This window comes from Mesorhizobium shangrilense (assembly GCF_040537815.1).
GTDB lineage: Bacteria > Pseudomonadota > Alphaproteobacteria > Rhizobiales > Rhizobiaceae > Mesorhizobium > Mesorhizobium shangrilense.
This window is the reverse complement of the sequence record NZ_JBEWSZ010000011.1, coordinates 42,251-68,646: the sequence shown is the minus strand read 5'-3', so window position 1 is coordinate 68,646 and position 26,396 is coordinate 42,251. Positions and strand designations below refer to the sequence as shown.

Here is a 26,396-nt window from a genome sequence, read left to right as displayed (position 1 = left end):
GGCGGCGATGGGCGAGAAACGCACCTACCTGCTGATCGCGCCGGCCATGCTGGTCATCGGCATTTTCATGGTCCTGCCGCTGTTCCTGGCGGTCGGCTATTCCTTCATGACGGCCAACCCCTATGGAGGGGTGACCGCGCCGGCGACATTCGACGCCTATCTGCAGTTCCTCTACCAGCGCGATTTCGACGACAGCCTGGTGTTTTCGCCGAGCTATGCGCTGATCATCCTGCGCTCGGTCTACCTGGCCATCGCCACCACCGGCATCTGCCTTGTGCTCGGGCTGCCGGTCGCCTGGTACATCGTCTGCCAGACGCCCGAGCGGCGGCGCATCCTGTTGTTCGCCGTCACGCTGCCGTTCTGGATCAACACGCTGATCCGCACCTATTGCTGGATCCTGATCCTGCGCGACGAGGGCCTGGCGAACGGTGCGTTGCGCCATGCCGGCATCATCTCCGATCCCTTGCCGCTGCTCTACAATGACGGGTCGATCCTGCTCGGCCTCGTCTACACCTTCCTGCCCTTCATGGTGCTGCCGATCTATTCGACGCTAGAGCGCATCGACCCCCGGCTGATCGAGGCCGCGCACGATCTCTATGCCAGCCGTGCCGCCGTCTTCCGCCGTATCGTCTGGCCGCTGGCGAGGCCCGGCGCGCTGGCCGGCGCCACGCTGGTGTTCGCGCCGGCGCTGGGCTCGTTCCTGGCGCCGGACCTGCTCGGCGGTGGCAAGAAGCTGCTGATCGGCAGCCTGATCCAGATGCAATTCACATCATCGCGAAACTGGCCTTTTGGCGCCGCGCTCTCGACGGTCGTGACTGTCGTGGTGCTGGCGGTCTTCGTCATCCGTTCGCGCAGGGCACAGGAGGAGCGGCGATGAACGGCGCGAAACCCTTCGACTGGCGGCATACGCCCGGCCTGTCCGCCTACACCGCTCTCATATTCCTGTTCTTCTACGCGCCGCTGCTGATCCTGGTGATCTACGCCTTCAATTCGAGCCGGCTGGTCACCGTATGGGCCGGCTTCAGTTTCAAATGGTTCGTGGCGGTCGCCAACAATGGCGCGATCCGCGACGCCGCCTTCAACAGCGTCGTCGTCGCTGTCGTCGCCACCATCGCCTCGACGGCGATCGCCACCGCTGGCGCGCTGGCGCTGGAACGCGGCCGGTTGCGCTTCGGGCGCGGCGCCGCAACCGCGTTGATCGCGATGCCGCTGGTGGTGCCGGAGATCGTCGTGGCGATCACCACGCTGATCTTCTTTTCGGGGCTCGGCATGCATCACGGGCTGATCAACCTGATGATCGCCCACACGGTCTTCTGCATCCCGTTCGCGCTGCTGCCGATCCAGGCGCGGCTGCGCGACATGGGCGGGACATTGGAGGAGGCGGGCCGCGACCTCTATGCCGACGAGTGGCGGCTGTTTCGCCGTGTCACGCTGCCTTTGCTGGTCCCGGCGATCTCGGCCGGCGCCATCATGGCCTTCGTCGTCTCGCTCGATGATTTCCTGATCTCGATGATGGTGTCGAGCGCGGGATCGACCACCTTGCCCGTCTACATCTACGGCATGATGCGGCTTGGCGTGACGCCCGAGGTCAACGCCATCTCCACCATCCTTCTTGCCGTTTCCATCGTCTTCGTCGCGGCGGCGCTGCTCGTCGGACGACGCAACAGGTTTGCCTAGAAAAACAAAGAACCAGATCAGAGGAGAACGACAATGACCAAATGGAAAGAAGGATTTTCTGGACTAGCCCTGGCCGCCGCCATGATGGGGGCGATCACCACCACGGCACTCGCCGATGCCGGCGAGCTGCACATCTACAACTGGACTGACTACACGTCGGACGAGATGATCAAGAAGTTCGAGGCGGAGACCGGGATCAAGGTCACCATCGACACCTATGATTCCAACGAGACCGCGCTCGCCAAGCTGAGCTCGGGCGCGGCCGGCTATGACGTGATGATCATCAGCAACGATTTCGTGCCGATCTTCGTCAAGCAGAAGCTGTTCCAGGAAGTCGACGCGGGGGCGATGCCGAACTTCAAGAATGTCGATCCGAAATGGCAGCACCGGCCCTGGGATCCCGATGCGAAATACACCGTGCCGTGGGTCTGGGGCACCACTTCCTTCTCGGTCGACACCGCCGTCTACAAGGGGCCGACCGACAGTTTGAAGCCGCTGTTCGATCCGCCCGCGGAACTCAAGGGCAAGGTCGGCATGTTCGGCTCGCCCAGCGAAGTGATGTCGCTGGCGCTGGTCTATCTCGGCAAGGACCAGTGCAACAGCAACCCAGCGGACCTCAAGGAACTCGACGCCTTGCTGCAGGCGCAGAAGCCCTTCGTGAAGGTCTACAATTCCGATGGGATCGTCGAGCGCCAGGTTGCCGGCGAGACGGTCATGCACGAGCAGTGGTCGGGCAAGGCGCTGGCGACACGGCAGCAGAAGCCGACGGTCAAATATGTCTATCCCAAGGAAGGCGTGGTTGGCTGGATGGACAATGTCGCGGTGCCTTCGACAGCGCCCAATGTCGACAATGCCAAGAAGTTCCTCAACTTCCTGATGGACCCCGAAAACATTGCGCTGCAGCAGAAATACACCGGCTACCAGAGCGCCATCGCCGGATCGAACAAGTACCTGTCGCCGGACATCGGCGGCTCGCCCGAGTTCAATCCGCCGGCCGACCTGAAGATCTCGTTTGCGCCGTCATGCGACGAGAAGGCGACCCGGGCGTATGACCGCATCTGGACCAATCTGCGCCAGTAAGCCTGACACGCAAGACGCCGCCCGTTTGAGCGGGCGGCGTCTTGCTTGTTGTCCGAGGAACGCGAATGAAACGCTATGCCCGCTCAATCGTCTTGCGCGCCGGCAGGTCGTCGGCTTCGGCCGCCAGCAGGATGTCGGTGGTGACAGCCAGATGCGAGGCCAGCAACGCCGCGGCCTTGTCCGCGTCGCGGTCGAGCACGGCGCCGGCCAGATCCTGATGCTCCTTGCTGATGTTGCGGGCGTTGGGCGCCAGCGAGACAGACCTGCGGCGATAGCGCTCGCTCTGGTCATAAAGCTGGTCGCGCAGGCGCAGCAGCCAGTGGCTGTCGCAGCCGCCGACCAGCGCCTTGTGGAAGGCCGCGTGCGCGGTCGCCCATTCGTCGCTCGAAAGCACGGGATCGTCGGGCGTATGCTCGGGCGTGCGCGACAGCCGGTGCAGTGCGGCGACCAGCTGCGATTCCCAGGCCACGTCGCCGACCTCTATGGCGCGGCGGATGCACAGCGTCTCGATCTGGATGCGCGTCTTGGTGAGGTCGAGCAGGTCTTCGGCCGAGATCGGCGCGGCGCGAAAGCCACGCTGCGGCTCGGCCACCACAAGGCCTTCCGAGGTCAGGCGCGACAGCGCCTCGCGGATGGCGCCGAGGCTGACCGACAGCCTGTCGCATAGTTCCTGCACCTTGAGCCGGCTGCCGGGCGCGATCCGGCACGACAAAAGGTCGGCGCGCAAATCCTCATACGCGCCCTGGGTGAGATTGATCGAGCCTTCTCTAGCCATTCGTTTGCCCGCGGCCGAATCTGTCCATCGGATGCCGTCATACAATATGCCCGGCAGAAGTCAGAATGCAAAATAATATATTCTCTGTTGACAGATATATAATTTCTGCACAAAGTCCAGCCTTCACAAACAGGGACGTGACCAGTGAGATTTGCAGCCTATAGGTCGCCGCAGGGTTCGGGATTGGCGATTGCATTGCCGGGAGGCGAGTTCCGCGGCATCAACGAGAGCGACGCGACGTTTCCCGGACGGCTGGAGGAACTCATTGCCGAGGGCCCGGATGCGCTGCAGGCGGCCGGCGAACGGCTGGCCAAGGGGCGGCGCGTCGATCCGCAATCAGTGCAGTGGCTGCCGCCGATATCGGCGCCGGGCAAGATCATCTGCGTCGGCCTGAACTATGTCGACCATTCGATCGAGAGCGGCTTCGTGCCGCCGACCTATCCGACGCTGTTCGCCCGCTTCTCGACCAGCCTGATCGGCCATGGCGCGGCCATCCGCCGGCCGGAGGCTTCGGTCCAGCTCGACTATGAGGGGGAGATGGTGGCTGTCATCGGCAAGGCCGGCCGCCACATCGCCCGCAGTCAGGCGCTAAGCCATGTCGCCGGCTATTCCATCTTCAACGACGCCTCGATCCGCGACTTCCAGACCAAGTCGCCGCAATGGACCGTCGGCAAGAATTTCGACGGCACCGGATCGTTCGGGCCGGTCTTCGTGACGGCGGACGAGCTGCCGCCGGGCGGCAAGGGGCTGCGCATCCAGACACGCCTCAACGGCGAGGTCGTGCAGAACGCCTCGACCAGCGACATGATCTTCGATGTCGTGTCGCTGATCTCGATCATCAGCGAAGCGATCACGCTGGAGCCGGGCGACGTCATCGTCACCGGCACGCCGTCGGGCGTCGGCATGGCGCGCAAGCCGCAGCTGTTCATGAAGCATGGCGACATTTGCGAGGTGGAACTGGAAGACGTCGGCATCCTGTCCAATGTCGTTGCCGACGACGTCCTCGCCGCGCAGGCCGTCAATCAATAAACCCGCCAACTTTCAGAGGACGATGTCATGACAAGAGTGATGTTCCGCAATGCCATGATCTGGGATGGCACGGGCGCTGACGCCTTTCCAGCCGATCTGCTGGTCGAGAATGGCCGCATCAGCGCCATTGCGCGCACGCCGGGACAATTGTCCGGCGAGGGTGCCACCACCGTCGAATGCCGCGGCATGACGTTGATGCCGGGCCTTGTCGAAGGCCATGCCCACATTTCCTTCGGTGGCGCGATCAAGGATTCCGATCTCGGCCTGATCCCGCCCGAGGAGCATCTGCTGCTCACCATGCGCAATGCCAAGACGCTGCTCGACCATGGCTTCACCAGCGCCTACAGCGCCGCGACCTCGAAGCTGAGGCTCGACATCGTCATCCGCAACGAGATCAACGCCGGCCGGCTGCCGGGGCCGCGCATGCGTGCCGGCAGCCCAGAAATCACGGTGACCGGCGGTCTCGGCGACGAGCGCCAGCAGCACATGTATCACGAGAGCTTCGGCATGATCGCCGACGGCGTCGAGGAGATCACCAAGGCGGTGCGGCTGTGCTGCCGCGAGGGCGCCGATAATATCAAGATCAACATTTCGGGTGATGATCTCAGCCCGGCGGCGCATGGCGGGCTTACCGTCATGAGCGAGGCCGAGGTGATGACGGCGGTGTCGGTGGCGCGTGACTTCGGCAAGAAGATCAACTGCCATGCCCGCGCCGCCGGTTCGGTGAAGCGCGCGGTGAAGTGCGGCGTCGACGTCATCTACCACTGCGAATCCGCCGACGAGGAAGCGCTGGATGCGCTGGAATCGGCCAAGGACCGCATCTTCGTCGGCCCGGCCATCGGCATCATCTACGGCACGCTCTACGAGGGCGAGCCCTTCGGCTTCACCCATGAGATGGCGGTGAAGTTCGGCATGCAGCGCATCCTCGACGACAGCCGTAAGGTCTACACCGAATTGCGCAAGCGCGGCGTGCGCGCACTGATCGGCGGCGACTATGGTTTCGCGCAGACGCCGCAGGGCACCAACGCCCGCGACCTCAAGCATTTCGTCGACCTGCTGGGATATTCGCCAAGCGAGGCGCTGCAGTGCGGCACGCGGCTCGGCGGCCAGGTGATGGGCCTTGGCGACGAGCTCGGCATGGTCAAGGAAGGCTTCATCGCCGACCTGCTGCTGGTCAATGGCGACCCGCTGAAGGACCTCGACATGATGGTGCATGAGAAGAACCTCGTCGTCATCATGAAGGATGGCGAGCTCTACAAGGACCACTCCGCCTCGGTCGCTTCGCAGCGGCAAGCGGCTTGATCGGCAGCCTGGGCGAGGGTCGTGCAGCCCGCGGTTCCCATCGATGTCGACGAAACCAGCGGCATCTGGCGGACCGACGGACTGCCGATGGTCTACCTGCCCAGGCACTTCCTGGTGAACAATCATCTCGCGGTCGAGGAAGCCCTTGGCCGCGAGGCCTATCGCGCCATGCTTCGCACAGCGACGGCGAAATCCGCCATCGAATGGTGCGGGGCGCAGTTGCGCGACAAGGGCCTCGATCCTGAGGCGACGTTCCGCCACTATTTCCAGCGCCTGTCGCAGCGCGGCTGGGGCCAGTTCTCCATCGACGTCCTGGACACCGCCGACCGTCGCGGCTCAATCAGCCTGCGAAATTCGATTTTCGCTCTGGAGGCCGGGCAGCGCGCCGGGCAATCGACGGGCCAGCGCGTCTGCTACATGTTCGAGGGTTTCGTCACCGGCGCGTTCTCGTTCCTGCTAGGCAATTCGGTTGCGCTACCGAGCAACGTCGAAGCGGGGGAGGTGCGGTGTGCCTGCGAAGGGCACGACCATTGCCGCTTCGACTTCGCGGCCAGACCCTAGGCTTCCACTGCGTCGCATCGCAGCCCCGGGAGGAACTCATCCGGGCCATGGCCGCCCGGTCGTCGACGCCATGGCCGGTTAGAGGTCACAGCACGCCGAAGGGGCCATACGGGGCGTAGTAGTAGGGGATACAGAGACCAAGCGCCAGCTGAACGGGATCGCAATAGTCGTCATAGTAGCCACCGTAATAACCGCCGCCGCCGCGGGCCCAGCGGTGTCCATGGCCACGGCGAAAAGCGAATCGATGCCCGCCATTGAAATGGCGCATGACCTGCCCACCACTGAAATGACCCATCGAATGGCCGCCGCCATGGTGCCTGATAATCGCCGCGTCGGCGATGGAGCTAAATGAGACAGTGCTTGCTGCCAATGCCAGCACAAGAGTGCTTGCGAATACAATCCGTTTTTTCATCGTCGTAACTCCGCGTTGTTGATGCGGTACTATGCATGAGAGGAAAACGACGGCTCATCTTGACATGTTCCTTCACGAAATCGGGATGGCGTAGGCAGGCGCCGAGTGGAACGGCAGACAGCCACGCCGCAACATGGCTGTCCCGCACATTGTCCTTCACAGCGGGAGTGCTCGCGGTCGAATGCGGAATCAATAAGCGTAGGTGTAGCAGCGGTCGATCGTCCACTGGATGGGGCCGCAATAGTCGTCGCCATGGCGACCGTAGTCGCCGTAACCGTTGTTGTAGCCGCCTATCCAGCCATTATCGGCGACCCAGTCGTCGTCGGTCCAAACGCCGCCGGCCGGGATCCCGGTACGTACATAACGGCGAACGACGTGCCGATGCCCAGTGTCGTGACGGGCCGCGACGTGATGGACAAGGTGATGCTTGACGACCGCGGCATCGGCGTTGGTGGTCAATGAGAAGGTGCCGGCGGCCAATGCCAGCACGACGGAATTGATGACTACTCGTTGCCTGCTCATAAGGATGCCTCCTGTTCATGCGAGACAGCACGGACAAGAACGGCTTTCTCACGCGACGCGTTCCTTCACGAAATCGGGACGGGTCGGCACCCGAAAGGGCGTCGCCTGGGAAGACGGACAGACCGAGGCCATCAGCCGGCGGCATCGGCCGGTATGGTCAGAGAGAGTGTTTGTATCCGATCGCGATGTTGAGCTTGTCGGCGGCCAGATCGTTGTAGGGCGACGACGTCGTATCGGTCTTCTTCCACACCCCCTGTTCGGGGGATGTTGCGAGATTTGGGCCTGGCTGGAAGCGTTGGGATGCGCACATCATCCAATCGGGGGGGGCGACCCAAACCAGCCGTCATACAGTGGTGGGGCCAATCATGGTTTCAGGAGTTCATTAAGATGAAATTCACCCTCGTACCCCAAGGCGAGATTGTGAGAAGTGTTGCGCTGGCGGTCATTGTCGCATTCGGGGCCGTCAGCTCGGTGTCCACGGCGAACGCCGCGACATCAGTTCTCAAGCTCCACAAGACCAGCGTCGACGGGTGCCAGAAATTTGTGAAGCCCAATGGCAAGACCTGGAAGGCGGTGGGGAAAATCGTTGTGCAGGGGGCATGTCCGGCTGAACTCAAGGGCACACCGACAATTCATGGCGAAATGCTCGATGCCCACTCTGTCAAGCTGGCCAATGGCTCCGTTTGCCGGTTTGATGATCATGGCACGGGGCGGTGCAGTTGATGTCTGGGTAGCCATAGCAACAGAAGCGCATCCGAAAGCATCCAGAAACAATCCGCTAGGCGCGCAATTGCCTTCTCATGGTTTTGCTAGCGCCATGAGCGATTGCGGCCTGCGTTGTAGCAAACGCCAGGTGATTGAAGATCAACGTTGTGTCTTTCATACCTAACATTTGCTGAAGCATCTGGGAGCGCTTGTAGCATTGGGCTTGCAGGTTATCTTCGGCTGCGCACGCCGCGTCTTTAGCGAGCTCCGGAGATGCAGAAATCGCGATACAGAAGCCTAACGCCAGGCGCTTTGATAACACTGATATGCACTCTGCGCTGCCGGTAGCGCGTTTTCGCCGATACAACAGATCGCGGCAAAACTGGCAGTGCAGTACCGTCCTTGCATCCTCCAAACGAGGGATGCATGATCATCAGATATCGCTAAAGGATATTGAGTTCAGGCGTGACGGTTCATCAATCGAGGCTTGGCCATATCGGGTTCCAGATCGTCCATCCAGACAAGATCAATCTTGGGAAAATGCGGGTAGACTTCAATTTTCATCGCCGTCAGATTAACTCGACCCGATGCGAAGGTCGGGTTGGATGAAATCCGATGACGGAAGCAGCGCGGGCGATCATGTTGTCGGGTGAGAAGCGTTTGGCGTCCGAGATCGCGGAACTCAAGGCGGTCATTAGCGCCGCTGCCTGCGATGCAAACCGCTGGGCCGATGTCGCCCATTCCCTGCAGAGCATGGTTCCAGGTTCAAAAGTCCTGTTTCAGGTCATTGAAAAAGACGACATGTCAGTACGCCAGGTCGTCTATTCCGGTTTCAGCGATCAGACTATAAAATACTATGGCGATCATTATTGGAAGATAAACCCCTGGACCAAAGGGGTGAACGAAATGAGCATGTCTTCGTTCAAGAGAGCATCAGAACTCTACCCCGACAGGTTGTTCAGGGAGACAGAGTTCTTTGCTGATCTTGTGAACCCCGAGCGTGAATGCGACGACGCGACAGCCTTGAAATTTGCCGCGCACAGAGGCCGATATGCCTTTTTAGCCGTGCACCATGATTCTCGCTATCGCGAACAGATGCATGCACGGGGCCAGGCTTTGCTGCAAACCCTGGTGCCCGCTCTTCGAACCGCGCTCGAAGTCAACCGCCTCACCAACCCAATTTTTCATCTGCCGGGAGGACGTGGATTGATCGATCAGCTCGTCGATGCGGCGATTGTGGTGGATGAGGACTGCCGCCTACTTGCTTCAAATGGCCCCGCGAACAAACTTCTGGCAGATACCGGCCTCATCCTGGTCAGGGCGCACGATATCGTTCAGATCAATGATGCGGGAGCAAACGCCGCCTTTGTTCGGCTTGTCCGAAACAGTTGCACCCTCGATGACGGCCGGGCGAGACTAAACGATCTGATCGTCAATTCCGCCTCGGGAAGTCATGTCGTGACATGTATTCCCATCGCGATCGATCAAACGAATGCGTTGCCGGCCGGCCTCTTGTCGGTTTTTGCCCCCAAAACCGTAGCCTTGGTCATACTGCGTCCTCGGGCAAGCGAGGACCCTTCCGCGCTCATGGGAAATCTGCGCCAGCATTTTGGATTGACCAAAGCGGAAGCCAGCCTGATCCTGGAGTTCGAACGCGGCGGCACGCTGTCGGAAATTGCCGAGCGTCTCGGCGTCTCGCGCTCCACTATCCAAACCCATCTCAAGGCGATCTTCGCCAAGACGGGTACCTCCAAACAGCGAGATGTCGTCACGCTTGTGACGCGCCACAGGGCCTCAAGCAATTTGTTCTCCGTCGATGGCTTTTGAAACGGATCTGCAAACAGCCACCAACTGCTGAGACATCCGATTCCCGGACGCACCGTGTCAACCGCGGCCTCTCGGTAGCGGTCACCTTGCCCGTCGGGCCAAAGCCATGACTGGCCTCGCCGGATGACATTTTGGTGAACAGCCGGGGAAAGGCCGGCTGCGTCACAATTGCGCAAAACGTCATGGTATTTGCTCGGACGCGTCTGGCAGCGGGGCGCCGAGACGGGGACGAATGAGGGATCAGCCACCATGACTGACAAAACCAATCCAGATCATGACACGCACAAGAGTAACAGGGGGGATCGGCATCACTTCCGCTTCCACCGGCCTCACGTGCATCTGCACTCGCTCTATGGGGACGACTGGTTCGCGCTGAAAGCGGAGAAGTTCGCCCGCTTCTTCGGCACGCCCACCTTCCTCATCGTCCAGACCGTGATCGTTGGCATATGGATGCTCGTCAACATCGTCGGCGTGACCCAGTTCGACGTTTACCCGTTTATCCTGCTGAACCTCGCTTTCAGTCTGCAAGCCGCTTATGCCGCGCCGCTGATCCTCCTGGCGCAGACGCGCCAGTCCGACCGGGACAAGGTGCACGCCGAAGCCGACGCCTTGCACCGCGAGGACCTCGCCCGTGCCAGCGACGAGCGGCTTGCCGTCGCCGCCCACCAGACGACCATGCTCGTCGACCTAGTCAAGCAGAACACGCAACTGACGGAAACGATCAAGGCGCTCACGGAGCGCGTCGAGACCTTGACGACCGAAGTGCACAAGCAGGTGATTGCGTCGGCGGCATCTGTGACGCGCTGATCGCTGTCGGCCGCCCCCAACCGCTATCGCCAGTTCGGCCTGGCCATCGGCCGAACGGCAATCGCGATCACTTTTCCTTGAACGCCCGCAATCCTGCCCTGTCGGCTGGGAAACAGGCGATACTGCGCCGCAAAGTCGCCTTGTTGCGACTTTGTAAAGAGCACAATCCAGAAACAAAATTCTACGCTCCGGAAATACCGAGGAAAAAATTCGAGAGCGATAATCAGCGACGCGGCGATCCGGTCACCGGCCTGGCGGTGACGTTCAAATTTGGCCAGCGAGAAGGGGAGTGATCTCGTGGAGAAATCTTCTCCCTTCGCCATCAGGTTTGCTGGTCGCTGTCGGTAATCCATGCGGGGATATCTTCTCTAAGAGCCATTGTCGCTCTCAATCGATGGGTAGTCGGAATGTGGAAGATCTCGAAATATCTTACTTTCTTCTTTGCCTTGGTCGCCTTTGCGGTCGGGTCCAGCGCCGGGGCAATGGCACAGGGCGAAAAACGCCTCGCCTTCGTCATCGGCAATGCCGCCTATCAGTCTGGCGCGCTTGCCACGACGGCCAATGATGCCGGCCTTATCGCCCAGACATTGCAGGCGGCCGGCTTCGATGTGGTCGGCGCGCGCGACGTCGACCAGGAATCGCTGCGCGGCGCGTATCGTGATTTCCTGGCCAAGGTCACCGCCGCCGGGCCTGATGCGGTCGTCTTCGTCTATCTCGCCGGCTACGGCGTGCAGTTCGAAGGCGAGAACTACTTCGTGCCGGTCGATGCCCAGATAAACAATGCCGCCGACGTGCCGATCACGGCGGTGCGGGTGTCCGATCTCACCAAGCCGCTTGCGGCCCTGCCGACCAAGGTCAACATCGTCGTCCTAGACGCAGCGCGGCCGAATACCTTCGTGAAGACGAACCAGCCGCTCGCCGGTGGCCTGGCGCTGGTCGATCCCGACCCGAACATGCTGGTGGCCTTCAATGCCGCTCCCGGCACGGTCGCGCCCGAGGGCAAGGGTCCCTATGGCGCTTATGCCCAGGCACTGGCCGAAATGATGCGTGACGGCGGCCTGGCATTGGGCGACGTGTTCGACCGGACGCGGCTGCGGGTCAACGAAGTCACCAATGGCGCCGAGGTGCCCTGGAACGCTTCCAAGGTCACGGAACCCTTCGTCTTCTTCGACCGTGGCCCGGATGCGCCCCCGCCACAGGTTTCGGCCGCCGAGGTGCGGACGAACCGGACCAAGGAGATCCGCGACTTCGACGCGCATGACGCCTATGTCGCGGCGCTCGACCGCGACACGATGCGCGGCTACGAGAACTTCATCGTCGCCTATCCGCATGACCCGATGGCCAAGCGCGTACGCGCGATCCTGGCGGCAAGGCGCGAAGCGATCACCTGGCGCGAGACCTGGCTCAGGGATACGCCGGAAGCCTATTGGTCGTATCTCGAGCGCTATCCGCACGGTCCTCACGCCTGGGATGCGCGCCGCCGTCTCGAGCATTTCGATGCGGAGCTTGAGCCGCCGGAGAGTTTTGCCGTCTATGACTATGACGTGCCGCCGCCGCCAGAAGAAGAGATCATCTATGTCGACCGGCCGGTGCTCTATTTCGATGACCCGGAATTCGACTTCGATCCGCCGCCTCCGGTGGCCGTGATCTTCCTGCAGGAGCGGCCGCGCGACTTCATCGAGCTGCCGCCGCCGCCGCCGCCGATCGGTGTCTTCCTGCTGCCGACGCCGGTCTTCGTGCCCGTGCCTGTGTGGGTCAACCCGCCGCATGACATCATCCCGCCGCCGGACAATGTCATCTTCAACAACATCCACAACACCACGATCATCAACAACACGACGATCAACGAGAACAACAACCAGGGCGGTGGCCTCACCACCGGCCAGAAGCTGACCGGTGTCGCCGTGGGTGCCGGTGCGGCGGCACTTGCGGCCAAGGTGGCGTTGCCGACCTTCCTGCAGAAGAAGGAAGCGGTTCTGTCGAAGCAGAAAAATGTGCAGACCAACGGGCAGAATGGAGTGCAGAACCCGGGCGGCCTGCCGCTGAAGCCGGGGCAGGGTGGCCAGCAGCCGCTGTCCAAGCCGGCCGACAAGCTGACCGGTCATGCTCTGCCCGGCGCCGACGGCAAGACGCTGCCGCTGGTCAATGGCAAGCCGGTGCTCAACGGCCAGAACCTGTCCAACAATCCGAACCTGCCTAACAACAAGTCCAGGAAGCTGTTGAACAAGCAGGGTACGGCCGGTGGAAACGCGGTGACCGGCAATCCGGTGGCAAACGGGCAAAACGGCGCCAATGGCCAGGGCCAGAACGGTGCCGGCCAGAACGGAACCGGCAAGAATGGAACGGGCAAGAACGCCAAGCTCCACAAGGTGCCGGGGGCCAATGGCACGCCCACGACAAATGGAGCGGGGGTCAACGGCGGCCAGAATTCGGGCCAGAACCCGCCCAACGGCAAGTCCAGGAAGCTTCACAACCAGGGCAACGGCCAGACGAACGGCCAGGCCAATGGCCAGGGCAATGGGAGCCAAGGCATCGGCAATCAAGGCAATGGCAAGGGTGCCAAGTTCCGCAAGCTGCCCGCCAACGGAAACAGTGGCGGCAATGGCCAGCAGAAATTCAAGGCCAACAATGGCAATCCGCAACTGAAGGTGCAGAGCCAGCCCAGGCCGCCTAAGCCGGAGTTCCACGCCCAGCCGAAGCCGGAGTTCCACGCCCAGCCGAAACCGGAGTTCCATGCTCCGCCGAAGCAGCAGATGCAGCAGGTGCACCGGCAGCCGCAGCCGCAGGCACAGCCAAGGCCGCCGCAACCGCAAGGTGGCAAGAAGCCCGCCTGCGGCCATCCGGGCGAGCCGCCCTGCAAATAGGCAGGGCTGTGATCAAGCCACCTCGCGGCGGCTTGATCCCTAGTGCATGTCGCCCAAAAGTGCGCAGCGGTTTTGGGCGAACGACATGCATAGAAACAAAGGCCTAAAGCGCGTCGCATGGCTCCGTTCAGACGCGACGCGCTTTAGGGCAATGCACGGGCGGTTCAGGTTCTGAACCGCCCGCTTTGCGTCGCGGGTAGTCTCGCAACCGTGCTCCGGATCAGCGCAGAAACTTGAGCACGGCCTGCGTGAACTCGGCGGGGTATTCGACGTTCGACAGGTGAACCGCAGGCAGCACGACCAGCTTCGCTCCGGGCACCGCTTCGGCGATCAACTCGCTGTGGCTCAGGGCTGTCACCGTGTCGTGCCGGCCGGCGATCACCAGGGTCGGCCGGGAGATCAGGGCTATGGTGCGGCGAAGGTCGGCGTCGCGAACCGCCGCGAACAGGCCGGCCAGGCCCTGCCGGTTGATGGTCAGCAGCATGGTGCGAAATTCCTCGATGATGGGCTCGTTGGCCGCCACCATCCGGGCCGGAAACCAGTTGCCGAGGAAGACTTCAGCGGTTTCCGACATGTCATCAGCCTGCAGTACGGCGGCAATCCGCTCGTCGAAATAGCTTGCCGGCGCAAGGTGGGACGAGGTGTTGCTGAGGATCAGCCGGTCGATCCGCTCTGGCGCATGGATGGCGAGCCATTGGCCAACGAAGCCGCCCAGCGACAGGCCGAGAAAGTGCACGCGTTCAAGGCCGAGTGCATCGAGCAACTCGAGCACGTCGCGACCAAGCCGATCGAGCGAATAAGCGCCAACGGGAGTGCTCGATCCGCCGTGCCCGCGAAAATCGTAGCGCAGGACACGGAAATGCTTCGATAGCTCGCCGACTTGGCCATCCCACATGTGCAGCGTGGTGGCGATGGAGTTGGACAGCACCAGCACCGGCTTCCCGGCGTCGCCGTCGAAGCGGTAGGCGATGCGCGTGCCATCGCCGATGGTCGCGAAATTCAGCTCATTCATGGCGAAGAGTCCTTCTGGAACGTTGAATGAGGCAGATGCTAGTCGCGACCTGTCTTTGTTGATATTACAAAGGTGGGACAATCTCTGTAGTAAAAGCTGACATGGCCGAATTCACCTTGCACGATTTGCAATGCTTCGATGCCGTGGTCCGCACCGGCGGCTTCCAGCCGGCGGCGGCAATGCTGAATCGCTCTCACCCGGCGGTGTTCGCCGCCGTCGCCAAGCTGGAGCGGCAGCTCGACCTCATTCTTCTGGATCGCAGCGGCTATCGCGTGCGCCCGACCGAGGCGGGGCTGTCGTTCCATCGCCGGGCACAGTCGCTGTTGCGCGAACTGGAGGGCCTGCGTGTCCACGCCGCCCAGCTCTCCATGGGCGAGGAAAGCGATGTCCATGTGGTGATCGGCGACCTCTGCCCGCGCCCGGTTGTGCTGGGGATGCTTGGGCGGTTCTTCGCCGAGTGCCCGGGCACGCGGCTGAACCTGCATTTCGAAGCGGTGGGCGGTCCACGGGAGCGCCTCTTCGATGGTGAAGCCGACCTGATCCTGCACTGGGTCGACAAGAGCGATGCGCGGGTGGAATGGGTCGATTTGTGCAAGGTGCCGTTCATTCCCGTGGTGGCGCCGGGCTTCCTGCCGGAGCATATCAGGCAGCCGATCACGCCGGACCAGATGCACGCCTTCACCCAATGCGTGATGCGCGACACGGCCCGTCATTCGCCACGGCAGGACTACTTCATGATCGAAGGCGCGCCGCAATGCATGGTGGCCGACCAGGGCATGAAGAAGGAGATCATCCTGCAAGGCCTCGGATGGGGCCACATGCCCCGCTTCCTGATCGAGGACGAGCTGCGTGACGGACGCCTGCAATCCATTGCCGGCCGGCATCTGCCGGGCCGCACCGAGGAGCTGGTGGTGGCGCGCCGCCGCGACCGGCCGCACGGGCCGATCGCGAACCGTCTGTGGGATCATATCCAGCAGCAGGCACCGGCGTTACGCCGCGCGCTTTAGCCGACAACACGCGCACAAACGCAGAAAGCGTCGGGCTGAGGCCCGTCGGTTTTTCGACAATCGCCAAATTTTCCGCTTGAGCCGAACCTAGCGTCATACCGTATGGAGGATTCCACAGGGAGTTTTCGATGCACGGTGGCGCCCAGGAAGAAGTATTGCTGACGGCTCTGGAATGCTCGGAGCGGATCGGCATCAGTGTTCGAGCCCTTCGGCTCTATGAGCAGCATGGCCTGATCTCGCCGCGCCGCACGTTCAAGCAGTGGCGACTGTATGGCAGTAACGAGATCACACGTCTGAGCGAAATAATGGCGCTCAAATCACTTGGTCTTACGCTGCGGGACATCGCGAAGCTGCTGCGCGGCCATAATGCCGATCTGACGCAGATACTCGCCCTGCAGCGCGATGCGCTGGCGGATGCGCGCAGGCGCGCCGAGCGCGGATTGCAGGTGATCGAGGTCCTGCAATCCAAGATCCGGTCGGGCGCCACCGCATCGATCGACGACCTCACAAACCTGGCAAAGGAAACGAACATGGCCGAGCCACTCAAGGATACCGTCGCCTGGCGCCGTTACGAACAGATGCGCCCGAGAACCGAAATTGCCGCCAACACCAGCCTGTACGATGATTACGCGGGTGGCTATGAGAGCGACGACGGCACTTTCTTTGTCGTCTCCCGTCGTGATGGCCAGCTTTTCTATCGGGTCGTCGGCCAGCCGGACATCGAGATATTTCCGGAGAGCGATGCCGGGTTCTTCATGAAGGCACTGCCGGTGCAGGTGACATTTCAGCTAGAAGATGGCCAGGTGCGAGGCCTGATCCATCATCAGAACGGATTTGAGGATCACGCCGTCAAGGTGGGCCTGGAGCGGATGCGCCTCATCGACGACGAGGCTCAACGGCGCGTACGGGACCAGACGCCGGTGCCGGACAGTGAATCGATCCTGCGCCGCGTGATTGAGCAACATATGCGCGGCGAACCTGATCTCGATGCCATGGTGCCAGCCCTGGCCGCGGCGGCAGTGGAGCAGAAAGACTTCATCCGCGGCGAACTGGACCAGGCCGGAGAATTGAAGACCCTTTCATTCAAGGGCGTCTCATACGGCCTGGATGTCTATGATGTGCAGTTCGCCAACGCCAAAATGGAATGGGGTTTCAACCTCACCCGCCGAGGCAAGATCGCGGCTCTTTATCTGCGCCCCGCATTGTAAGGGGCATCGCCGACGTTTCCCTTCCTGGCCAGGCAATCCCCGATCGATGGCAGCGCATGCTGGAGAAGGGCGAGAGGGTGGGGGCGACACATCCTCAAATGAGTATAACCCATGAAATCGATCCATCTGATGATTGCCGCCGCCTTCATGGCCCTGGTGATAATGGCGGCGATCGTTGCGTCGCTGGTCAAGGTCGCGACCATGTCGACGGCCGCCGGGCATGTGGGCAGCGGCTGGTTGCTCAACATCATCATCCGCATGGACAGCGGCCTGGGGCGTTGACCTTGGCCGATGGAGCGCGGTGCCTGTCTCAGGCTCCGATACAATGACCCATTTTACAACTTACAACCGCTCCTTCAGCCGCCTTTACCCGAGGCGTGGATGCCGGTACTTTTTGGCAAGACTGGTGACGTTTCGGAATGAGCGTTCCAACATACGAAAATGGCGTAATCGGCTACGGTAGTGAAGTGAATATGCCATACATCGTTCAGAGAGTAATATTGAAGACAGGTAAATTGATAACGGAAAGGGATTTATCCGACGGAGGAACGTTGATTGATGAAGATTCCCCGGTAGTTGGCGACGTACTAGAGATTTTCTTCGCAGGTCGAACTATGATGGTCGAAATAATATGGGGTCGTTGGGGATGGCGTGAAAATACAGACCCAAATCATGTCTTTCGTTTGCGTGCGAAGGAGCTCTAGGAAGGTTTTCTCGGTCTTGGCCGGCGTTGCTCTCTGGCCCTACCTGCCCAATCCACTAGCCTCCGCCGGTGCAATACTCGCATAACACTCATGCTGGAGAAGGGCGCCGACCATGGGCCAGTGGTTCCGCGACGCCGGTGTCACGCCCCGGCTTTGACGTGGTCGATGAAGGCGCGCAGCTTGGGCAGGATCTGGCGCTTGCCGGGATGATAGAGGAAGACGCCCGGTGTCGTGGCGGAGATGCCTTCCAGCACCGGCTTGAGTTTTCCCGCGGCGATCGGAGCTTCGGCGACCGGTCGAGGGATCTGCGCCAGCCCCACGCCCCGCATCGCCGCTCCGACCAATGTCGGATAGTCATGCGCGATCAGCGGGCCTGAAACCATTGCCTCGATCGTCCCGTTGCCGTCGATGAAGGACCACGGCGCGATGGCGCCGTTCGAGCGGCGCAAGCGCAGGCAGGCGTGGTGGCGCAAATCCTCCACACGCTCGGGGCGGCCATGGCGCTCGAAATAGTCGGGGCTGCCGACGACCACGAACGGGAAGGACGGCGTCAGCCGCACCGCGATCATGTCGGCGGCGATGAACTGGCCGAGGCGGATGCCGGCATCGAACCCGCCGGTCGCCAGATCGACCATCTCGTCGCTCGCGGCGATCTCCAGTTCGATCTCGGGATAGGCCTGGCAGAACGACGCGATCATCGGCTCCAGGATCAGCGGCACGACGGCGCGGGGCACGGACAGGCGCAGCAGCCCGGTCGGGCGTTGGCCGAGATCACGAGCGGCCTCGCCGGCCGCGACGATCTCCTCGAAAGCCGGGCCGGCGCGGTCGAGGAACCGCTGGCCGGCTTCAGTCAAGCCGACACTGCGCGTCGTGCGGGCAAACAGCGCCGCACCGATGCGCGCTTCCAGCGTGCGCACCGACTGGCTCACGGCGGACGGTGTCACGCCGAGATCGGCTGCGGCGCGGCGGAAGCTGCGGTGCCTGGCGACGGCCAGGAACACCTCGACGCCCTCCAGCGCCCCGTGCCGGATTGTGTAGTTCTGCTTCATGGGTTGTTGTGATTACAGCGGATAGTCGAATTATGGAAGCGGGTTTAAGTAAGAGCTGAACCTTGGAGGCATCTTGCTATGACCGATGAACTTGATGGGGTGCGCGACCACTATCGCGCGACCGGCCTGACTGGGCGGCTGAAGACGGTACTGGCTGCCCTCGGTCCGGAGGACCAGCTTCTGACGCCCCAACAACTGGGCACGCTCGACCAGTTCCACACCCGTGGACTTGCCGCGACCGCCGAGCTTGCCCAATTGGCTGACATCACCGCCGGCATGTCCGTTCTGGACGTCGGCTCGGGCATCGGCGGGCCGGCGCGCTTTCTGGCCGCGACCCACGGCTGCCGGGTTACAGGGGTGGACCTCAGCGAGCCTTTCGTCGATGCCGCGCGCTATCTAAGCGAGCGCACTGGACAAAGCGGGCAGCTGTCGTTCCAGACCGCCAGCGCTCTGGAACTTCCATTCGATGACGGCCGTTTCGACATCGCGCTGCTGCAGCATGTGGCGATGAACATCTCCGACCGGGCGCGGCTCTATCGCGAGATTCGGCGCGTGCTGAAGCCGGGCGGCAGGTTTGCCACCTTCGACGTCGTGTTGGGCGCAGGCGAGCCGCACTATCCGCTTCCCTGGGCGAGAACGCCGGCGACGAGTTTCCTCCTGACAGCCGAAGCGACGCGCGCGGCGATCGAACCGGCCGGCTTCGGCATGCTGGCATGGCAGGACGACACCGAGATCGCCAAGGCCTGGTTCGCGCAGCTGCGTGCGGCGGGGCCGCCGCCTTCGCCCAATCTCGGCGTGGTGATGGGACCGGACTTCGCCGAACTTGCGGCCAATCTGGGACGAAACCTCATGGAGGGCCGACTCGGCATCCTGACCGCGGTGTTCGAGCCCGCGTCAATCAACAGCTGACAGGAGACCAGAATGTCGACGGAGATCCTTTTCCAGATCCATCTCGTTCTTGGCTATGTCGCGTGGCTACTGTGCTTCGGGGCCTATCTCTGGCCCTGGCTCAGGTCGATGGACCGCGTCGCGGCGCAACGTGTCATTGCCACGTTGCACAGCTTCCGCTTCTTCGGGCTGGTCTTCATCCTGCCGGGCGTCGTCAGCCCCGATCTGCCCGCGGGCTTCGCCAGCTTTGCCGCCTATGGCGACTTCGCGACGGGGTTGCTGGCCATGCTGGCGCTGCTGACGGTGAGGATACGCCCGCTCTTTTGGACGTTCGTCGTCGCCTTCAATGTCGTGGGGATGGTTGATCTCATCGTCGACTACTACCACGCCATCGAGGCCGACCTTCCGGCGCATGCAGGACTGTTTGGCGCCACCTACGCGATCCCCGTCATCTATGTGCCGCTGTTGATGATCACGCACGTCGCCGCCCTCTATCTGCTGGTTCGTCCCCAGCAAGACGCTCTTCGCGCCGTCGCAGACGGTGCGACCGCATACTAGAGCCGTTCATCGCAACGCGACGCGTTCAGTTGGACCGTCGGTCGAATGCGAGAAGTGGTGGGTGCGGGCGAACTGGATGGCCAAAAGCAAAGAGCTTTGCCATGCTTACGCGAGTTGCCCAAAACGCCACAATGAGGCGTAGTGCATGATCGGCCGCTCAAACGTTGCGCCTTCAGCGACAAATCGCTTTCCTGCATCCAGCATGGGCTGGAAGGTATCGAGTTGCCTGGCGTGCTCCAGCGTGTCCCAAACACTGGTATTGATCAGCGACGATGTTGCTTCGTCCGCGCCGGCGTAGAAGAGGAGCAGTCCCGGCATTGCCTCGATGCCGGGCCGAAGGGCTGCCTCGGCGTCGAGCATCATGCTTCGCAACAGCGCAAATCTGGTAGCGTCACATCGCAAGATGGACACGCGTACCACGGAGTCGGACATCGAGTTCTTCTCCAAGAGCTGACGTGCGCTGGCCGCATGCTAGGCCATGCCGTCCCCCGCTCGCAAGCCGCATTCGCAGGCATGCATTCGCCGCCAATGCCGCCCGCCCGCGCAATGTTGGTGCAACACTCATGTTGGAGAAGGGCTGGACATCAGGGTGGGGGCATCGTCACACCCTCAATGAGAATTGCATCATGAAATCGATCAAACTGATGGTTGCCGCCGCCTTCATGGTCCTGGTCATGATGGCGGCGATGATCGCGTCGCTGGTCAAGGTCGCAACCCTGACGACGGCCTCCGGGCATCCCGATGGCGGCTGGCTGTTCTACGTCATCTGACATGGAAGCAGGCGTCCGGCATCGGGTCGCCAGCATGAAAAGCGGCCTGGGGCCACGACCTTGCCTTGATGGGCCGCGACGCTATGTCGGTTGCGTCCGCATTGCGACTCACGCGCGAGGCAGGCAATCTGGGGGCATCCGCCGGTTGGCGGCGTCAAAGGCTAGCTGGGGCGTCCTCGATGCAACTCGGTCTTATCGGCTACTATAGCGACTTCGTCGTGTATCCTATCGTGATCTTGGTGCTCGCCGCCGCCGGCCTCACTGAAGCCGGCGCGGAGAGGGCGCCGGGCTGGATCGCCATCGTGGTCGGCTGTCTTGTCCTGTGGACGCTGACGGAATACGTCCTGCACAGGTTCGTGCTGCATCACGTCCCCTATATCAAGGACCTGCACGACCGGCACCATGTCGAGGAACGTAGCTCGGTGGGCACGCCGACCTGGCTCAGCCTCGGGGTCCACGCGCTGGTCGCGTTCCTTCCGGTGTGGCTGCTCTCAGGCTTCGTGGCGGCAAGTGCCGTGAGCTGCGGGCTGATGCTGGGCTATCTGTGGTACGTCAGCATCCATCACATGATCCACCATTGGCACCCCATCCATCCAAGCTATCTCTATACGCTCAAGCGTCGCCACGCCGTGCATCATCATATCGACGAAAACGCCAATTTCGGCGTGACATCCGTATTCTGGGATCGGGTTTTCCGCACGGCGCGGCTCTGAATTCAGCCCTGGTCGTTCAGCGCCTTTTGCCGCGACCGGCCGGAGACTTGCCGCCGCGCGGTCCGGACTGGACCGGCGTGTTGCCGCGATTTTCGTCGGACAGCTTGCGCCAGCGGGCAAGGCGCTCCGGGTCGAGCGTACCCGCCTTGAGCGCCGCCTGCACCGCGCAGCCCGGCTCGTGGACGTGGGTGCAGTCGCGGAATTTGCACAGTGGCGCAAGCTCGGTGATCTCGGCGAACAGCGTGTCGATGCCGTAGGCGACATCGCTGACCTGCAGCGTGCGCATGCCCGGCGTATCGATCACCCAGCCACCGCCGGCAATGGCGTGCAGCGACCGGGAGGTGGTGGTGTGGCGCCCCTTGGCATCATGTTCGCGAATGCCGCCGGTCAGCTGCGGCAATTGCTGGCCCGATCCTGCCAGCGTGTTGACCAGCGTCGATTTGCCGACGCCGGAGGAGCCGATCAGCGCGACAGTCTGTCCCACGCCGCACCATGCGGCCAGGGCGGTCGCCGCATCCGCGGTGCGCGGGTTCAGCATCACCACCGCCAATCCCCGCTGCAGTGCCTCGGCCTGCTTCTGGTAGGCCTCAGCGTCTTCAGCGGCATCGGCCTTGGTCAGCAGGATGACCGGTGTCGTCCCGGCCTCATTGGCCAGCGCCAGATAGCGTTCGAGCCGGGCTGGGTTGAAGTCGGCATTGCAGGAGGTGACGATGAACAGCGTGTCGACATTGGCGGCGGCAAGCTGCGGGGTGCGGCCGCCCTGGGTGCGGCGTTCCAGCACCGTCTTGCGGGTCAGGCGGCGGCGCACAAGGTAGTCATGTGCGTCGACAAGCACCCAGTCGCCGACGGCATAGTCGCCAGTGTTGGCCTGCGCCGGCAGCGTCAGGTCGACCTGACCTGTGCGGGACAGGCCGGTCAGGCGGTCGCGATGGACCGTGGCGATACGCATCGGGATAAGGTCCGCCTCATGCGGTTCCAGCTGGTCGCCGAAGAAGTCCGTCCATCCCAGATCTTCGAGGGACAGTGGTGGCGCCGCGTGATCCGTCACGGCTTCGACCAAGGGCACGGTATCGCAGACATCGGACAGAATCCCTGGCAGGTGAGGCGCGGACGGGCGGGCGATCGGCCGCCGTGTATGGGCGGCATGGCGGCGTTTGGCAAGCCGAAGCGGCCATTGGCGCGCTTGACGCGTTCAAGCCGCGGTTGCCGACCGGGAAGCGCCTGTTCGACCGATGCTGAGGGCGGGATATGTTCCAAGAAAAAAGCGGGACCAGTGACGGTCCCGCTCGCCGCGTGACTGACCCTTATCAGGCCGGGATCAGTTCACGATCTTTTGATGTTTGTTGACCGCCGCGTCGCCACGCGAATTGATCGAAACCCAGATGTTGGGGTTCTGCTGCGACTGGCGCTTGACGAAATAATAGCCGGTGGCGTCCCATGAGCGGATGTTGTTGACGAGGTTGTCGAGGACAAAGTCGCCCTTGTCTGTCTTGACCGTCAGGATGGCATGGCCTTCGCCATGGAGGTCGTGAACGACCGTCATCAGCAGGGCTTGCCTGGGAAAGCCGGCGTCGAGCAACAGCTTGCGCTTGAACAGCGCGTAGATCTTGCAATCCCCTTTGCCATCAACGGGATAGTCCCAGTGATCCTGCATCGTGCCCCAATGTTCGAGGTTACTTACGGGCACGATATAGCCGTTCACCTCGCGGTTGACGCGGTCGAGAATGGCCCAGGTCTTGGGCGTCAGTTTCAGGTCCATGGGCGGCAGCACGGAGACCTTGCACTGATCGGGACGCCGACTGCAGAAATCCACCCAGCCGTAGGGAATGCTGGTCTTGGCGCCGACCGGCGCCGATGTCGCAGTGCCCACCGTGCTGTTGCGTAACTTGTTGGATTCAAACGCTATTGCGTAGGTCTTGAAGGAAGAAAGATAAGGATCCTCGTCGGAAACCGCCCGGGCGGATCCCGCCGATCCCGCATGAGCCAAGGACGCCAACCCCAGACACACCGAAAAAACGCCCACGAGAAACCAGCGCAACATCACCGTCCACCACGCCTCAACGCTCTTGTTAACGAGGAGTTAACGCGAAAACGCCGGCCGGGGTCAATTAAATGTTTAATAAAAGGTTAATGCCGGGGAAGCTCCATCCCTCAAATTGCGGCAATCAGCGTAAACCGGCCCTTACCGAGGCAGGGCCGCTGCCGATGCCGATGCCGCGTCGACATGGAAGCTTGCGCCAAAGCACCGCCTCTGAAAGACAGCTTTCGGCATTTGATGCGTCAAATCAGTCGTAAACGTCTCGGCATTGTGCGCCTGGGCAGGTGCCAAACCCCAAGGGCAGGCGGGAAGAACACAATGAGCCTCACCGAGATCACGCAGGCGACGGTCGCCTTCATCCGCGAGCATGAAGCCTGGGGCGTTCCGCTGGTGATGGTGCTGGCCTTCGGGGAATCGCTGGCATTCATTTCGCTTCTGCTTCCAGCGACCGTGATCCTGCTTGGCGTCGGCTTCCTGATCGGCGAAAGCGGCATCGCCTTCTGGCCGCTGTGGCTGGCGGCCATCGTCGGCGCCTTCCTGGGCGACTGGCTGTCGTTCTGGATCGGCACCAGGCTCGGGCACAGGGTTTCGAACTACTGGCCGCTGACCCGCTATCCGGACCTCCTGCCGCGCGGCCACCGGTTCTTCGAACGCTGGGGCGGGCCGGGCGTGTTCGTCGGCCGCTTCTCGGGGCCTTTGCGCGCTTCGGTGCCGCTGGTCGCGGGCATCTGCGAAATGCCCGCGTTGACGTTCCAGATCGCCAACATCACCTCGGCGATCATCTGGGCGACGGGCATATTGGCACCCGGCGCCTTCGGCCTCAGATGGCTGCAGCAGTGGATGTAGCGGCTTCGCGGCGCACGAGCAGCTTGTCGATGCGCCTTCCGTCCATGTCGAGGATTTCGAAACGCCAGCCCTCATAGGCGAAATGTTCGCCGGCCTCCGGAAGATGGCCGAGCTGGAACAGGGCGAAGCCGGCGATGGTGTGAAAATCGCCATCCGCCGATCCCAGCCGGAAGCCGAGGCGCGCGAAGGCATCATGCGCCAGCATCATGCCGTCGACCAGCAGCGAGCCGTCCTCACGCTCGACGATGTCGGGGTCTTCGCCTTCCATGTCCGGCAGGTCGCCGGCGATGGCTTCGAGCAGGTCGGTCTGGGTGACGATCCCCTCCAGGCTGCCATATTCGTCGATGACGATGGCGAGCCGCACCGGTGCCTTCTTGAACTGGTCGAGCACGCGAAAGATCGGCGTTCCCTCATGCACGATCACCGGTTCGCGGATGACGGCCATCGGGTCGACGGCATGGCCGTGCAGCACCTGATCAAGGAGGTCCTTCTTGAGAATCATGCCCAACGGCTCGTCGATCCCGCCGCGCCCGACCAGAAGCTGTTCGTGGCGGCAGTCACGGATGGTGCGCAGCATTTCCTCCATGCTGTCGTCGGCATCGATCCAGTCGACGTCGCGGCGTGGCGTCATGATGTCGGCGATGCGCCGGTCGCCTATGTTGAAGACGCGCTCGACCAGTTCCTGTTGCGCCTGATGCAGCAGGCCTGCCTCCTGGCTGGCGGCGACGAGCAGCTTCAATTCCTCGGGCGAATGCAGCGATTCCTCGCCGGTGCCCGGCCGCAGGCCGCACAGGCGCAGCACGAGGTTGCCGAGCCTGTTCAGGCCGATGATCGCCGGCCGCAGCAGGAACAGGAACAGGCCGAGGGGGCGCACCACCCAGAGCGCGGTTCCCTCGCTGCGTTGCAGCGCCAGGCTCTTGGGCGCCAACTCGCCCAGCACGATATGGAGGGCCGTGATGATGATGAAGGAAATGACGACCGCGATGGTATGAGAGCCGACCGTCGCCAGCGATCCCGGAAGTGCGTTCAACAGCGGCTCGATCAGGTGGGCGAGCGCGGGTTCGCCGACCCAGCCGAGCGCCAGCGACGATATTGTGATGCCGAGCTGGGTGGCCGCCAAATTGGCGTCGAGATTGTCGACGGCCCGCTTCAGGGCGTTTGCATTCAGCCTGCCGGTGTTGACCAGTTCGATCACGCGGCTGCGGCGAACCGCGACAAGTGAAAATTCGGCCGCGACAAAGAAACCATTGGCAGCGACGAGGGCAAATACGGCGAGTATTCCGAGTAAATCGTAAATACTGCCATCGATACTGGACATGATCTCCTTCTGGGCGGAATGCCGCCACGTGTTATGATTGAGAATCCACGCATAGCACGGTTTTGTTGCATTTATGCGCGGCTGTTTGGCGCGGATGAACGTCATCCACGTTTCTTGCGCGGGCAGACCTGCCCGCTCGAAGCAAGACTTGCCGGCCAAAGGCAAGATAGCCGGTGTCCCGGCGTCGCCAACGCCAGACATCCGACATGATTTGAAGCAAGAGTGAATGGGATCGCATGGCGGCACACTGGAATGGCGCGGGCGACACGCTATGATGGACCGAATTGGCGAGATCCGACGGGGTTCGTCGCAAGGCTTCAAGGGCACTATAGGGCGTATCGATGTTCGGACTTGGCTGGGACCACCTCGTGGTCATCTTCGTTGTGGCGATGGTCGTCTTCGGGCCGGGCGAGCTCCCAAACGTCATGCGCCAGCTCGGGCGCACGATGAAGACGGTCAACAAGGTCACCGGCGATTTGCGCAAGCAGTTCGAGGACGCCGTGCGCGATGCCGAGAAAGAGCTTGATCTGAAGGATGCCCGCGCGGCGATCCAGGATGCCATGAGCAGCACGACCCTGATCCCGGACCCGGCCGCGCCGGCCAGGGACAGTGCAGCGAAAACGGCCACGGCCACACCGGCCACCACGGCGCCGACCGCCGCCGCGCCGACGAATTCGTAACGCCATGATCCATGCCGTGACACCCATGCGCAGCCCGATCGCTT

At 62.3% G+C, this 26,396-nt stretch carries 29 protein-coding genes; 19 read left to right on the top strand and 10 right to left on the bottom strand.

Features of this window, described 5'->3' with window-relative positions; all coding sequences use genetic code 11:
• Positions 1 to 7: 7 nt before the first annotated feature.
• Genes ABVQ20_RS37470 through ABVQ20_RS37460 form a run of 3 tightly spaced genes read left to right on the top strand, consistent with a single transcriptional unit; the run spans position 8 to position 2,757 of the window.
• Positions 8 to 877 carry an ABC transporter permease gene (locus ABVQ20_RS37470; protein WP_354464845.1) on the top strand — a complete coding sequence of 290 codons (870 nt, stop codon included), beginning with the start codon at positions 8 to 10 and terminating at the stop codon, positions 875 to 877.
• Positions 874 to 1,677, top strand: coding sequence for an ABC transporter permease (locus ABVQ20_RS37465; protein WP_354464844.1), 804 nt, complete (start codon positions 874 to 876; stop codon positions 1,675 to 1,677). Before ABVQ20_RS37470 ends, ABVQ20_RS37465 begins: the two co-directional genes overlap by 4 nt.
• Before the next feature lie 33 nt (positions 1,678 to 1,710).
• Positions 1,711 to 2,757, top strand: coding sequence for an extracellular solute-binding protein (locus tag ABVQ20_RS37460; RefSeq protein ID WP_354464843.1), 1,047 nt, complete (start codon positions 1,711 to 1,713; stop codon positions 2,755 to 2,757).
• A gap of 73 nt (positions 2,758 to 2,830) precedes the next feature.
• Here the strand turns inward: ABVQ20_RS37460 and ABVQ20_RS37455 are convergent, their stop codons facing one another.
• Positions 2,831 to 3,532: a GntR family transcriptional regulator gene (locus ABVQ20_RS37455; protein WP_354464842.1), complete on the bottom strand. Its 702-nt coding sequence runs from the start codon at positions 3,530 to 3,532 to the stop codon at positions 2,831 to 2,833.
• A gap of 144 nt (positions 3,533 to 3,676) precedes the next feature.
• Here ABVQ20_RS37455 and ABVQ20_RS37450 point away from each other — a divergent pair, with 144 nt between their 5' ends.
• The 3 genes from ABVQ20_RS37450 to ABVQ20_RS37440 are packed head-to-tail and all read left to right on the top strand — an operon-like array spanning position 3,677 to position 6,424.
• Positions 3,677 to 4,561 (top strand): fumarylacetoacetate hydrolase family protein, encoded by an 885-nt coding sequence (locus ABVQ20_RS37450; protein ID WP_354464841.1) that lies wholly within the window; start codon positions 3,677 to 3,679, stop codon positions 4,559 to 4,561.
• 27 nt (positions 4,562 to 4,588) lie between these two features.
• Positions 4,589 to 5,863: a metal-dependent hydrolase family protein gene (locus ABVQ20_RS37445; protein WP_354464840.1), complete on the top strand. Its 1,275-nt coding sequence runs from the start codon at positions 4,589 to 4,591 to the stop codon at positions 5,861 to 5,863.
• A gap of 21 nt (positions 5,864 to 5,884) precedes the next feature.
• On the top strand, positions 5,885 to 6,424 hold the full coding sequence (locus ABVQ20_RS37440; RefSeq protein WP_354464839.1) for a DUF5943 domain-containing protein: 540 nt from the start codon (positions 5,885 to 5,887) through the stop codon (positions 6,422 to 6,424).
• Between the two features lie 85 nt (positions 6,425 to 6,509).
• Here ABVQ20_RS37440 and ABVQ20_RS37435 read toward each other — a convergent pair whose 3' ends face one another.
• Both ABVQ20_RS37435 and ABVQ20_RS37430 read right to left on the bottom strand, forming a co-directional pair.
• Entirely contained in the window at positions 6,510 to 6,836 is a 327-nt protein-coding gene (locus ABVQ20_RS37435) for a hypothetical protein (RefSeq protein WP_354464838.1), read from the bottom strand.
• A 189-nt stretch (positions 6,837 to 7,025) separates the two neighbouring features.
• Positions 7,026 to 7,358 (bottom strand): hypothetical protein, encoded by a 333-nt coding sequence (locus ABVQ20_RS37430; RefSeq protein WP_354464837.1) that lies wholly within the window; start codon positions 7,356 to 7,358, stop codon positions 7,026 to 7,028.
• A 387-nt stretch (positions 7,359 to 7,745) separates the two neighbouring features.
• On the opposite strand from ABVQ20_RS37430, the gene ABVQ20_RS37425 reads away from it, so the two are divergent.
• From ABVQ20_RS37425 to ABVQ20_RS37415, 3 genes are all read left to right on the top strand, one after another.
• Positions 7,746 to 8,081 carry a hypothetical protein gene (locus ABVQ20_RS37425; RefSeq protein WP_354464836.1) on the top strand — a complete coding sequence of 112 codons (336 nt, stop codon included), beginning with the start codon at positions 7,746 to 7,748 and terminating at the stop codon, positions 8,079 to 8,081.
• Between the two features lie 597 nt (positions 8,082 to 8,678).
• Positions 8,679 to 9,890, top strand: coding sequence for a helix-turn-helix transcriptional regulator (locus ABVQ20_RS37420; protein WP_354464835.1), 1,212 nt, complete (start codon positions 8,679 to 8,681; stop codon positions 9,888 to 9,890).
• A 249-nt stretch (positions 9,891 to 10,139) separates the two neighbouring features.
• Positions 10,140 to 10,697 (top strand): DUF1003 domain-containing protein, encoded by a 558-nt coding sequence (locus ABVQ20_RS37415; RefSeq protein WP_354464834.1) that lies wholly within the window; start codon positions 10,140 to 10,142, stop codon positions 10,695 to 10,697.
• A gap of 23 nt (positions 10,698 to 10,720) precedes the next feature.
• Here the strand turns inward: ABVQ20_RS37415 and ABVQ20_RS37410 are convergent, their stop codons facing one another.
• Positions 10,721 to 11,050: a hypothetical protein gene (locus ABVQ20_RS37410; RefSeq protein WP_354464833.1), complete on the bottom strand. Its 330-nt coding sequence runs from the start codon at positions 11,048 to 11,050 to the stop codon at positions 10,721 to 10,723.
• 54 nt (positions 11,051 to 11,104) lie between these two features.
• Between ABVQ20_RS37410 and ABVQ20_RS37405 the strand changes: the two genes are divergently transcribed.
• Positions 11,105 to 13,561 (top strand): caspase family protein, encoded by a 2,457-nt coding sequence (locus tag ABVQ20_RS37405; protein ID WP_354464832.1) that lies wholly within the window; start codon positions 11,105 to 11,107, stop codon positions 13,559 to 13,561.
• A gap of 220 nt (positions 13,562 to 13,781) precedes the next feature.
• Here ABVQ20_RS37405 and ABVQ20_RS37400 read toward each other — a convergent pair whose 3' ends face one another.
• Positions 13,782 to 14,573: an alpha/beta fold hydrolase gene (locus ABVQ20_RS37400; RefSeq protein WP_354464831.1), complete on the bottom strand. Its 792-nt coding sequence runs from the start codon at positions 14,571 to 14,573 to the stop codon at positions 13,782 to 13,784.
• Between the two features lie 101 nt (positions 14,574 to 14,674).
• On the opposite strand from ABVQ20_RS37400, the gene ABVQ20_RS37395 reads away from it, so the two are divergent.
• The 3 genes from ABVQ20_RS37395 to ABVQ20_RS37385 all read left to right on the top strand — a co-directional run bounded on the left by ABVQ20_RS37395 (position 14,675) and on the right by ABVQ20_RS37385 (position 17,070).
• Positions 14,675 to 15,580: a LysR family transcriptional regulator gene (locus ABVQ20_RS37395; RefSeq protein ID WP_354464830.1), complete on the top strand. Its 906-nt coding sequence runs from the start codon at positions 14,675 to 14,677 to the stop codon at positions 15,578 to 15,580.
• Positions 15,581 to 15,708: 128 nt separating this feature from the next.
• Positions 15,709 to 16,788, top strand: coding sequence for a MerR family transcriptional regulator (locus tag ABVQ20_RS37390; protein ID WP_354464829.1), 1,080 nt, complete (start codon positions 15,709 to 15,711; stop codon positions 16,786 to 16,788).
• Positions 16,789 to 16,899: 111 nt separating this feature from the next.
• On the top strand, positions 16,900 to 17,070 hold the full coding sequence (locus ABVQ20_RS37385) for a hypothetical protein (protein ID WP_354464828.1): 171 nt from the start codon (positions 16,900 to 16,902) through the stop codon (positions 17,068 to 17,070).
• 562 nt (positions 17,071 to 17,632) lie between these two features.
• Here the strand turns inward: ABVQ20_RS37385 and ABVQ20_RS37380 are convergent.
• The gene (locus tag ABVQ20_RS37380; protein WP_354464827.1) at positions 17,633 to 18,541 is read right to left on the bottom strand and encodes a LysR family transcriptional regulator; all 909 of its coding nucleotides are present in this window, start codon (positions 18,539 to 18,541) and stop codon (positions 17,633 to 17,635) included.
• Between the two features lie 78 nt (positions 18,542 to 18,619).
• Here ABVQ20_RS37380 and ABVQ20_RS37375 point away from each other — a divergent pair, with 78 nt between their 5' ends.
• A complete protein-coding gene (locus ABVQ20_RS37375; protein WP_354464826.1) occupies positions 18,620 to 19,450 on the top strand; it encodes a class I SAM-dependent methyltransferase in 831 nt (276 codons plus the stop codon).
• Positions 19,451 to 19,462: 12 nt separating this feature from the next.
• Positions 19,463 to 19,987: a DUF8737 domain-containing protein gene (locus ABVQ20_RS37370; protein WP_354464825.1), complete on the top strand. Its 525-nt coding sequence runs from the start codon at positions 19,463 to 19,465 to the stop codon at positions 19,985 to 19,987.
• 105 nt (positions 19,988 to 20,092) lie between these two features.
• Here the strand turns inward: ABVQ20_RS37370 and ABVQ20_RS37365 are convergent, their stop codons facing one another.
• A complete protein-coding gene (locus tag ABVQ20_RS37365) occupies positions 20,093 to 20,419 on the bottom strand; it encodes a hypothetical protein (RefSeq protein WP_354464824.1) in 327 nt (108 codons plus the stop codon).
• A 194-nt stretch (positions 20,420 to 20,613) separates the two neighbouring features.
• On the opposite strand from ABVQ20_RS37365, the gene ABVQ20_RS37360 reads away from it, so the two are divergent.
• The gene (locus tag ABVQ20_RS37360) at positions 20,614 to 20,757 is read left to right on the top strand and encodes a hypothetical protein (protein WP_354464823.1); all 144 of its coding nucleotides are present in this window, start codon (positions 20,614 to 20,616) and stop codon (positions 20,755 to 20,757) included.
• Between the two features lie 179 nt (positions 20,758 to 20,936).
• Complete coding sequence (locus ABVQ20_RS37355; RefSeq protein ID WP_354464822.1) at positions 20,937 to 21,470, top strand: sterol desaturase family protein; 534 nt, start codon at positions 20,937 to 20,939, stop codon at positions 21,468 to 21,470.
• A 16-nt stretch (positions 21,471 to 21,486) separates the two neighbouring features.
• On the opposite strand, the gene rsgA is transcribed toward ABVQ20_RS37355, so the two are convergent.
• Entirely contained in the window at positions 21,487 to 22,536 is a 1,050-nt protein-coding gene (gene rsgA, locus ABVQ20_RS37350; RefSeq protein WP_354464821.1) for a ribosome small subunit-dependent GTPase A, read from the bottom strand.
• A gap of 252 nt (positions 22,537 to 22,788) precedes the next feature.
• Complete coding sequence (locus ABVQ20_RS37345) at positions 22,789 to 23,340, bottom strand: transglutaminase-like cysteine peptidase (RefSeq protein WP_354464820.1); 552 nt, start codon at positions 23,338 to 23,340, stop codon at positions 22,789 to 22,791.
• A gap of 486 nt (positions 23,341 to 23,826) precedes the next feature.
• Here ABVQ20_RS37345 and ABVQ20_RS37340 point away from each other — a divergent pair, with 486 nt between their 5' ends.
• Positions 23,827 to 24,354: a DedA family protein gene (locus ABVQ20_RS37340; protein ID WP_354464819.1), complete on the top strand. Its 528-nt coding sequence runs from the start codon at positions 23,827 to 23,829 to the stop codon at positions 24,352 to 24,354.
• Here ABVQ20_RS37340 and ABVQ20_RS37335 read toward each other — a convergent pair.
• Positions 24,329 to 25,672 carry a hemolysin family protein gene (locus ABVQ20_RS37335; protein WP_354464818.1) on the bottom strand — a complete coding sequence of 448 codons (1,344 nt, stop codon included), beginning with the start codon at positions 25,670 to 25,672 and terminating at the stop codon, positions 24,329 to 24,331. The genes ABVQ20_RS37340 and ABVQ20_RS37335 overlap by 26 nt on opposite strands.
• Before the next feature lie 341 nt (positions 25,673 to 26,013).
• On the opposite strand from ABVQ20_RS37335, the gene ABVQ20_RS37330 reads away from it, so the two are divergent.
• Complete coding sequence (locus tag ABVQ20_RS37330) at positions 26,014 to 26,352, top strand: Sec-independent protein translocase subunit TatA/TatB (protein WP_354464817.1); 339 nt, start codon at positions 26,014 to 26,016, stop codon at positions 26,350 to 26,352.
• The last annotated feature ends 44 nt before the right edge of the window (positions 26,353 to 26,396 follow it).

Bases quoted from the DNA above. Each gene is read 5' to 3' on its own strand.
- ABVQ20_RS37395 (WP_354464830.1), top strand. From the start codon at position 14,675: ATGGCCGAATTCACCTTGCACGATTTGCAATGCTTCGATGCCGTGGTC.
- ABVQ20_RS37380 (WP_354464827.1), bottom strand. From the start codon at position 18,541: ATGAAGCAGAACTACACAATCCGGCACGGGGCGCTGGAGGGCGTCGAG.
- ABVQ20_RS37340 (WP_354464819.1), top strand. From the start codon at position 23,827: ATGAGCCTCACCGAGATCACGCAGGCGACGGTCGCCTTCATCCGCGAG.
- ABVQ20_RS37470 (WP_354464845.1), top strand. From the start codon at position 8: ATGGGCGAGAAACGCACCTACCTGCTGATCGCGCCGGCCATGCTGGTC.
- ABVQ20_RS37445 (WP_354464840.1), top strand. From the start codon at position 4,589: ATGACAAGAGTGATGTTCCGCAATGCCATGATCTGGGATGGCACGGGC.
- ABVQ20_RS37390 (WP_354464829.1), top strand. From the start codon at position 15,709: ATGCACGGTGGCGCCCAGGAAGAAGTATTGCTGACGGCTCTGGAATGC.
- ABVQ20_RS37385 (WP_354464828.1), top strand. From the start codon at position 16,900: ATGAAATCGATCCATCTGATGATTGCCGCCGCCTTCATGGCCCTGGTG.
- ABVQ20_RS37400 (WP_354464831.1), bottom strand. From the start codon at position 14,573: ATGAATGAGCTGAATTTCGCGACCATCGGCGATGGCACGCGCATCGCC.
- ABVQ20_RS37420 (WP_354464835.1), top strand. From the start codon at position 8,679: ATGACGGAAGCAGCGCGGGCGATCATGTTGTCGGGTGAGAAGCGTTTG.
- ABVQ20_RS37455 (WP_354464842.1), bottom strand. From the start codon at position 3,532: ATGGCTAGAGAAGGCTCGATCAATCTCACCCAGGGCGCGTATGAGGAT.
- ABVQ20_RS37365 (WP_354464824.1), bottom strand. From the start codon at position 20,419: ATGTCCGACTCCGTGGTACGCGTGTCCATCTTGCGATGTGACGCTACC.
- ABVQ20_RS37370 (WP_354464825.1), top strand. From the start codon at position 19,463: ATGTCGACGGAGATCCTTTTCCAGATCCATCTCGTTCTTGGCTATGTC.
- ABVQ20_RS37435 (WP_354464838.1), bottom strand. From the start codon at position 6,836: ATGAAAAAACGGATTGTATTCGCAAGCACTCTTGTGCTGGCATTGGCA.
- ABVQ20_RS37465 (WP_354464844.1), top strand. From the start codon at position 874: ATGAACGGCGCGAAACCCTTCGACTGGCGGCATACGCCCGGCCTGTCC.
- ABVQ20_RS37335 (WP_354464818.1), bottom strand. From the start codon at position 25,672: ATGTCCAGTATCGATGGCAGTATTTACGATTTACTCGGAATACTCGCC.
- ABVQ20_RS37375 (WP_354464826.1), top strand. From the start codon at position 18,620: ATGACCGATGAACTTGATGGGGTGCGCGACCACTATCGCGCGACCGGC.
- ABVQ20_RS37425 (WP_354464836.1), top strand. From the start codon at position 7,746: ATGAAATTCACCCTCGTACCCCAAGGCGAGATTGTGAGAAGTGTTGCG.
- ABVQ20_RS37360 (WP_354464823.1), top strand. From the start codon at position 20,614: ATGAAATCGATCAAACTGATGGTTGCCGCCGCCTTCATGGTCCTGGTC.
- ABVQ20_RS37415 (WP_354464834.1), top strand. From the start codon at position 10,140: ATGACTGACAAAACCAATCCAGATCATGACACGCACAAGAGTAACAGG.
- ABVQ20_RS37410 (WP_354464833.1), bottom strand. From the start codon at position 11,050: ATGGATTACCGACAGCGACCAGCAAACCTGATGGCGAAGGGAGAAGAT.
- ABVQ20_RS37355 (WP_354464822.1), top strand. From the start codon at position 20,937: ATGCAACTCGGTCTTATCGGCTACTATAGCGACTTCGTCGTGTATCCT.
- ABVQ20_RS37405 (WP_354464832.1), top strand. From the start codon at position 11,105: ATGTGGAAGATCTCGAAATATCTTACTTTCTTCTTTGCCTTGGTCGCC.
- ABVQ20_RS37330 (WP_354464817.1), top strand. From the start codon at position 26,014: ATGTTCGGACTTGGCTGGGACCACCTCGTGGTCATCTTCGTTGTGGCG.
- ABVQ20_RS37460 (WP_354464843.1), top strand. From the start codon at position 1,711: ATGACCAAATGGAAAGAAGGATTTTCTGGACTAGCCCTGGCCGCCGCC.
- ABVQ20_RS37430 (WP_354464837.1), bottom strand. From the start codon at position 7,358: ATGAGCAGGCAACGAGTAGTCATCAATTCCGTCGTGCTGGCATTGGCC.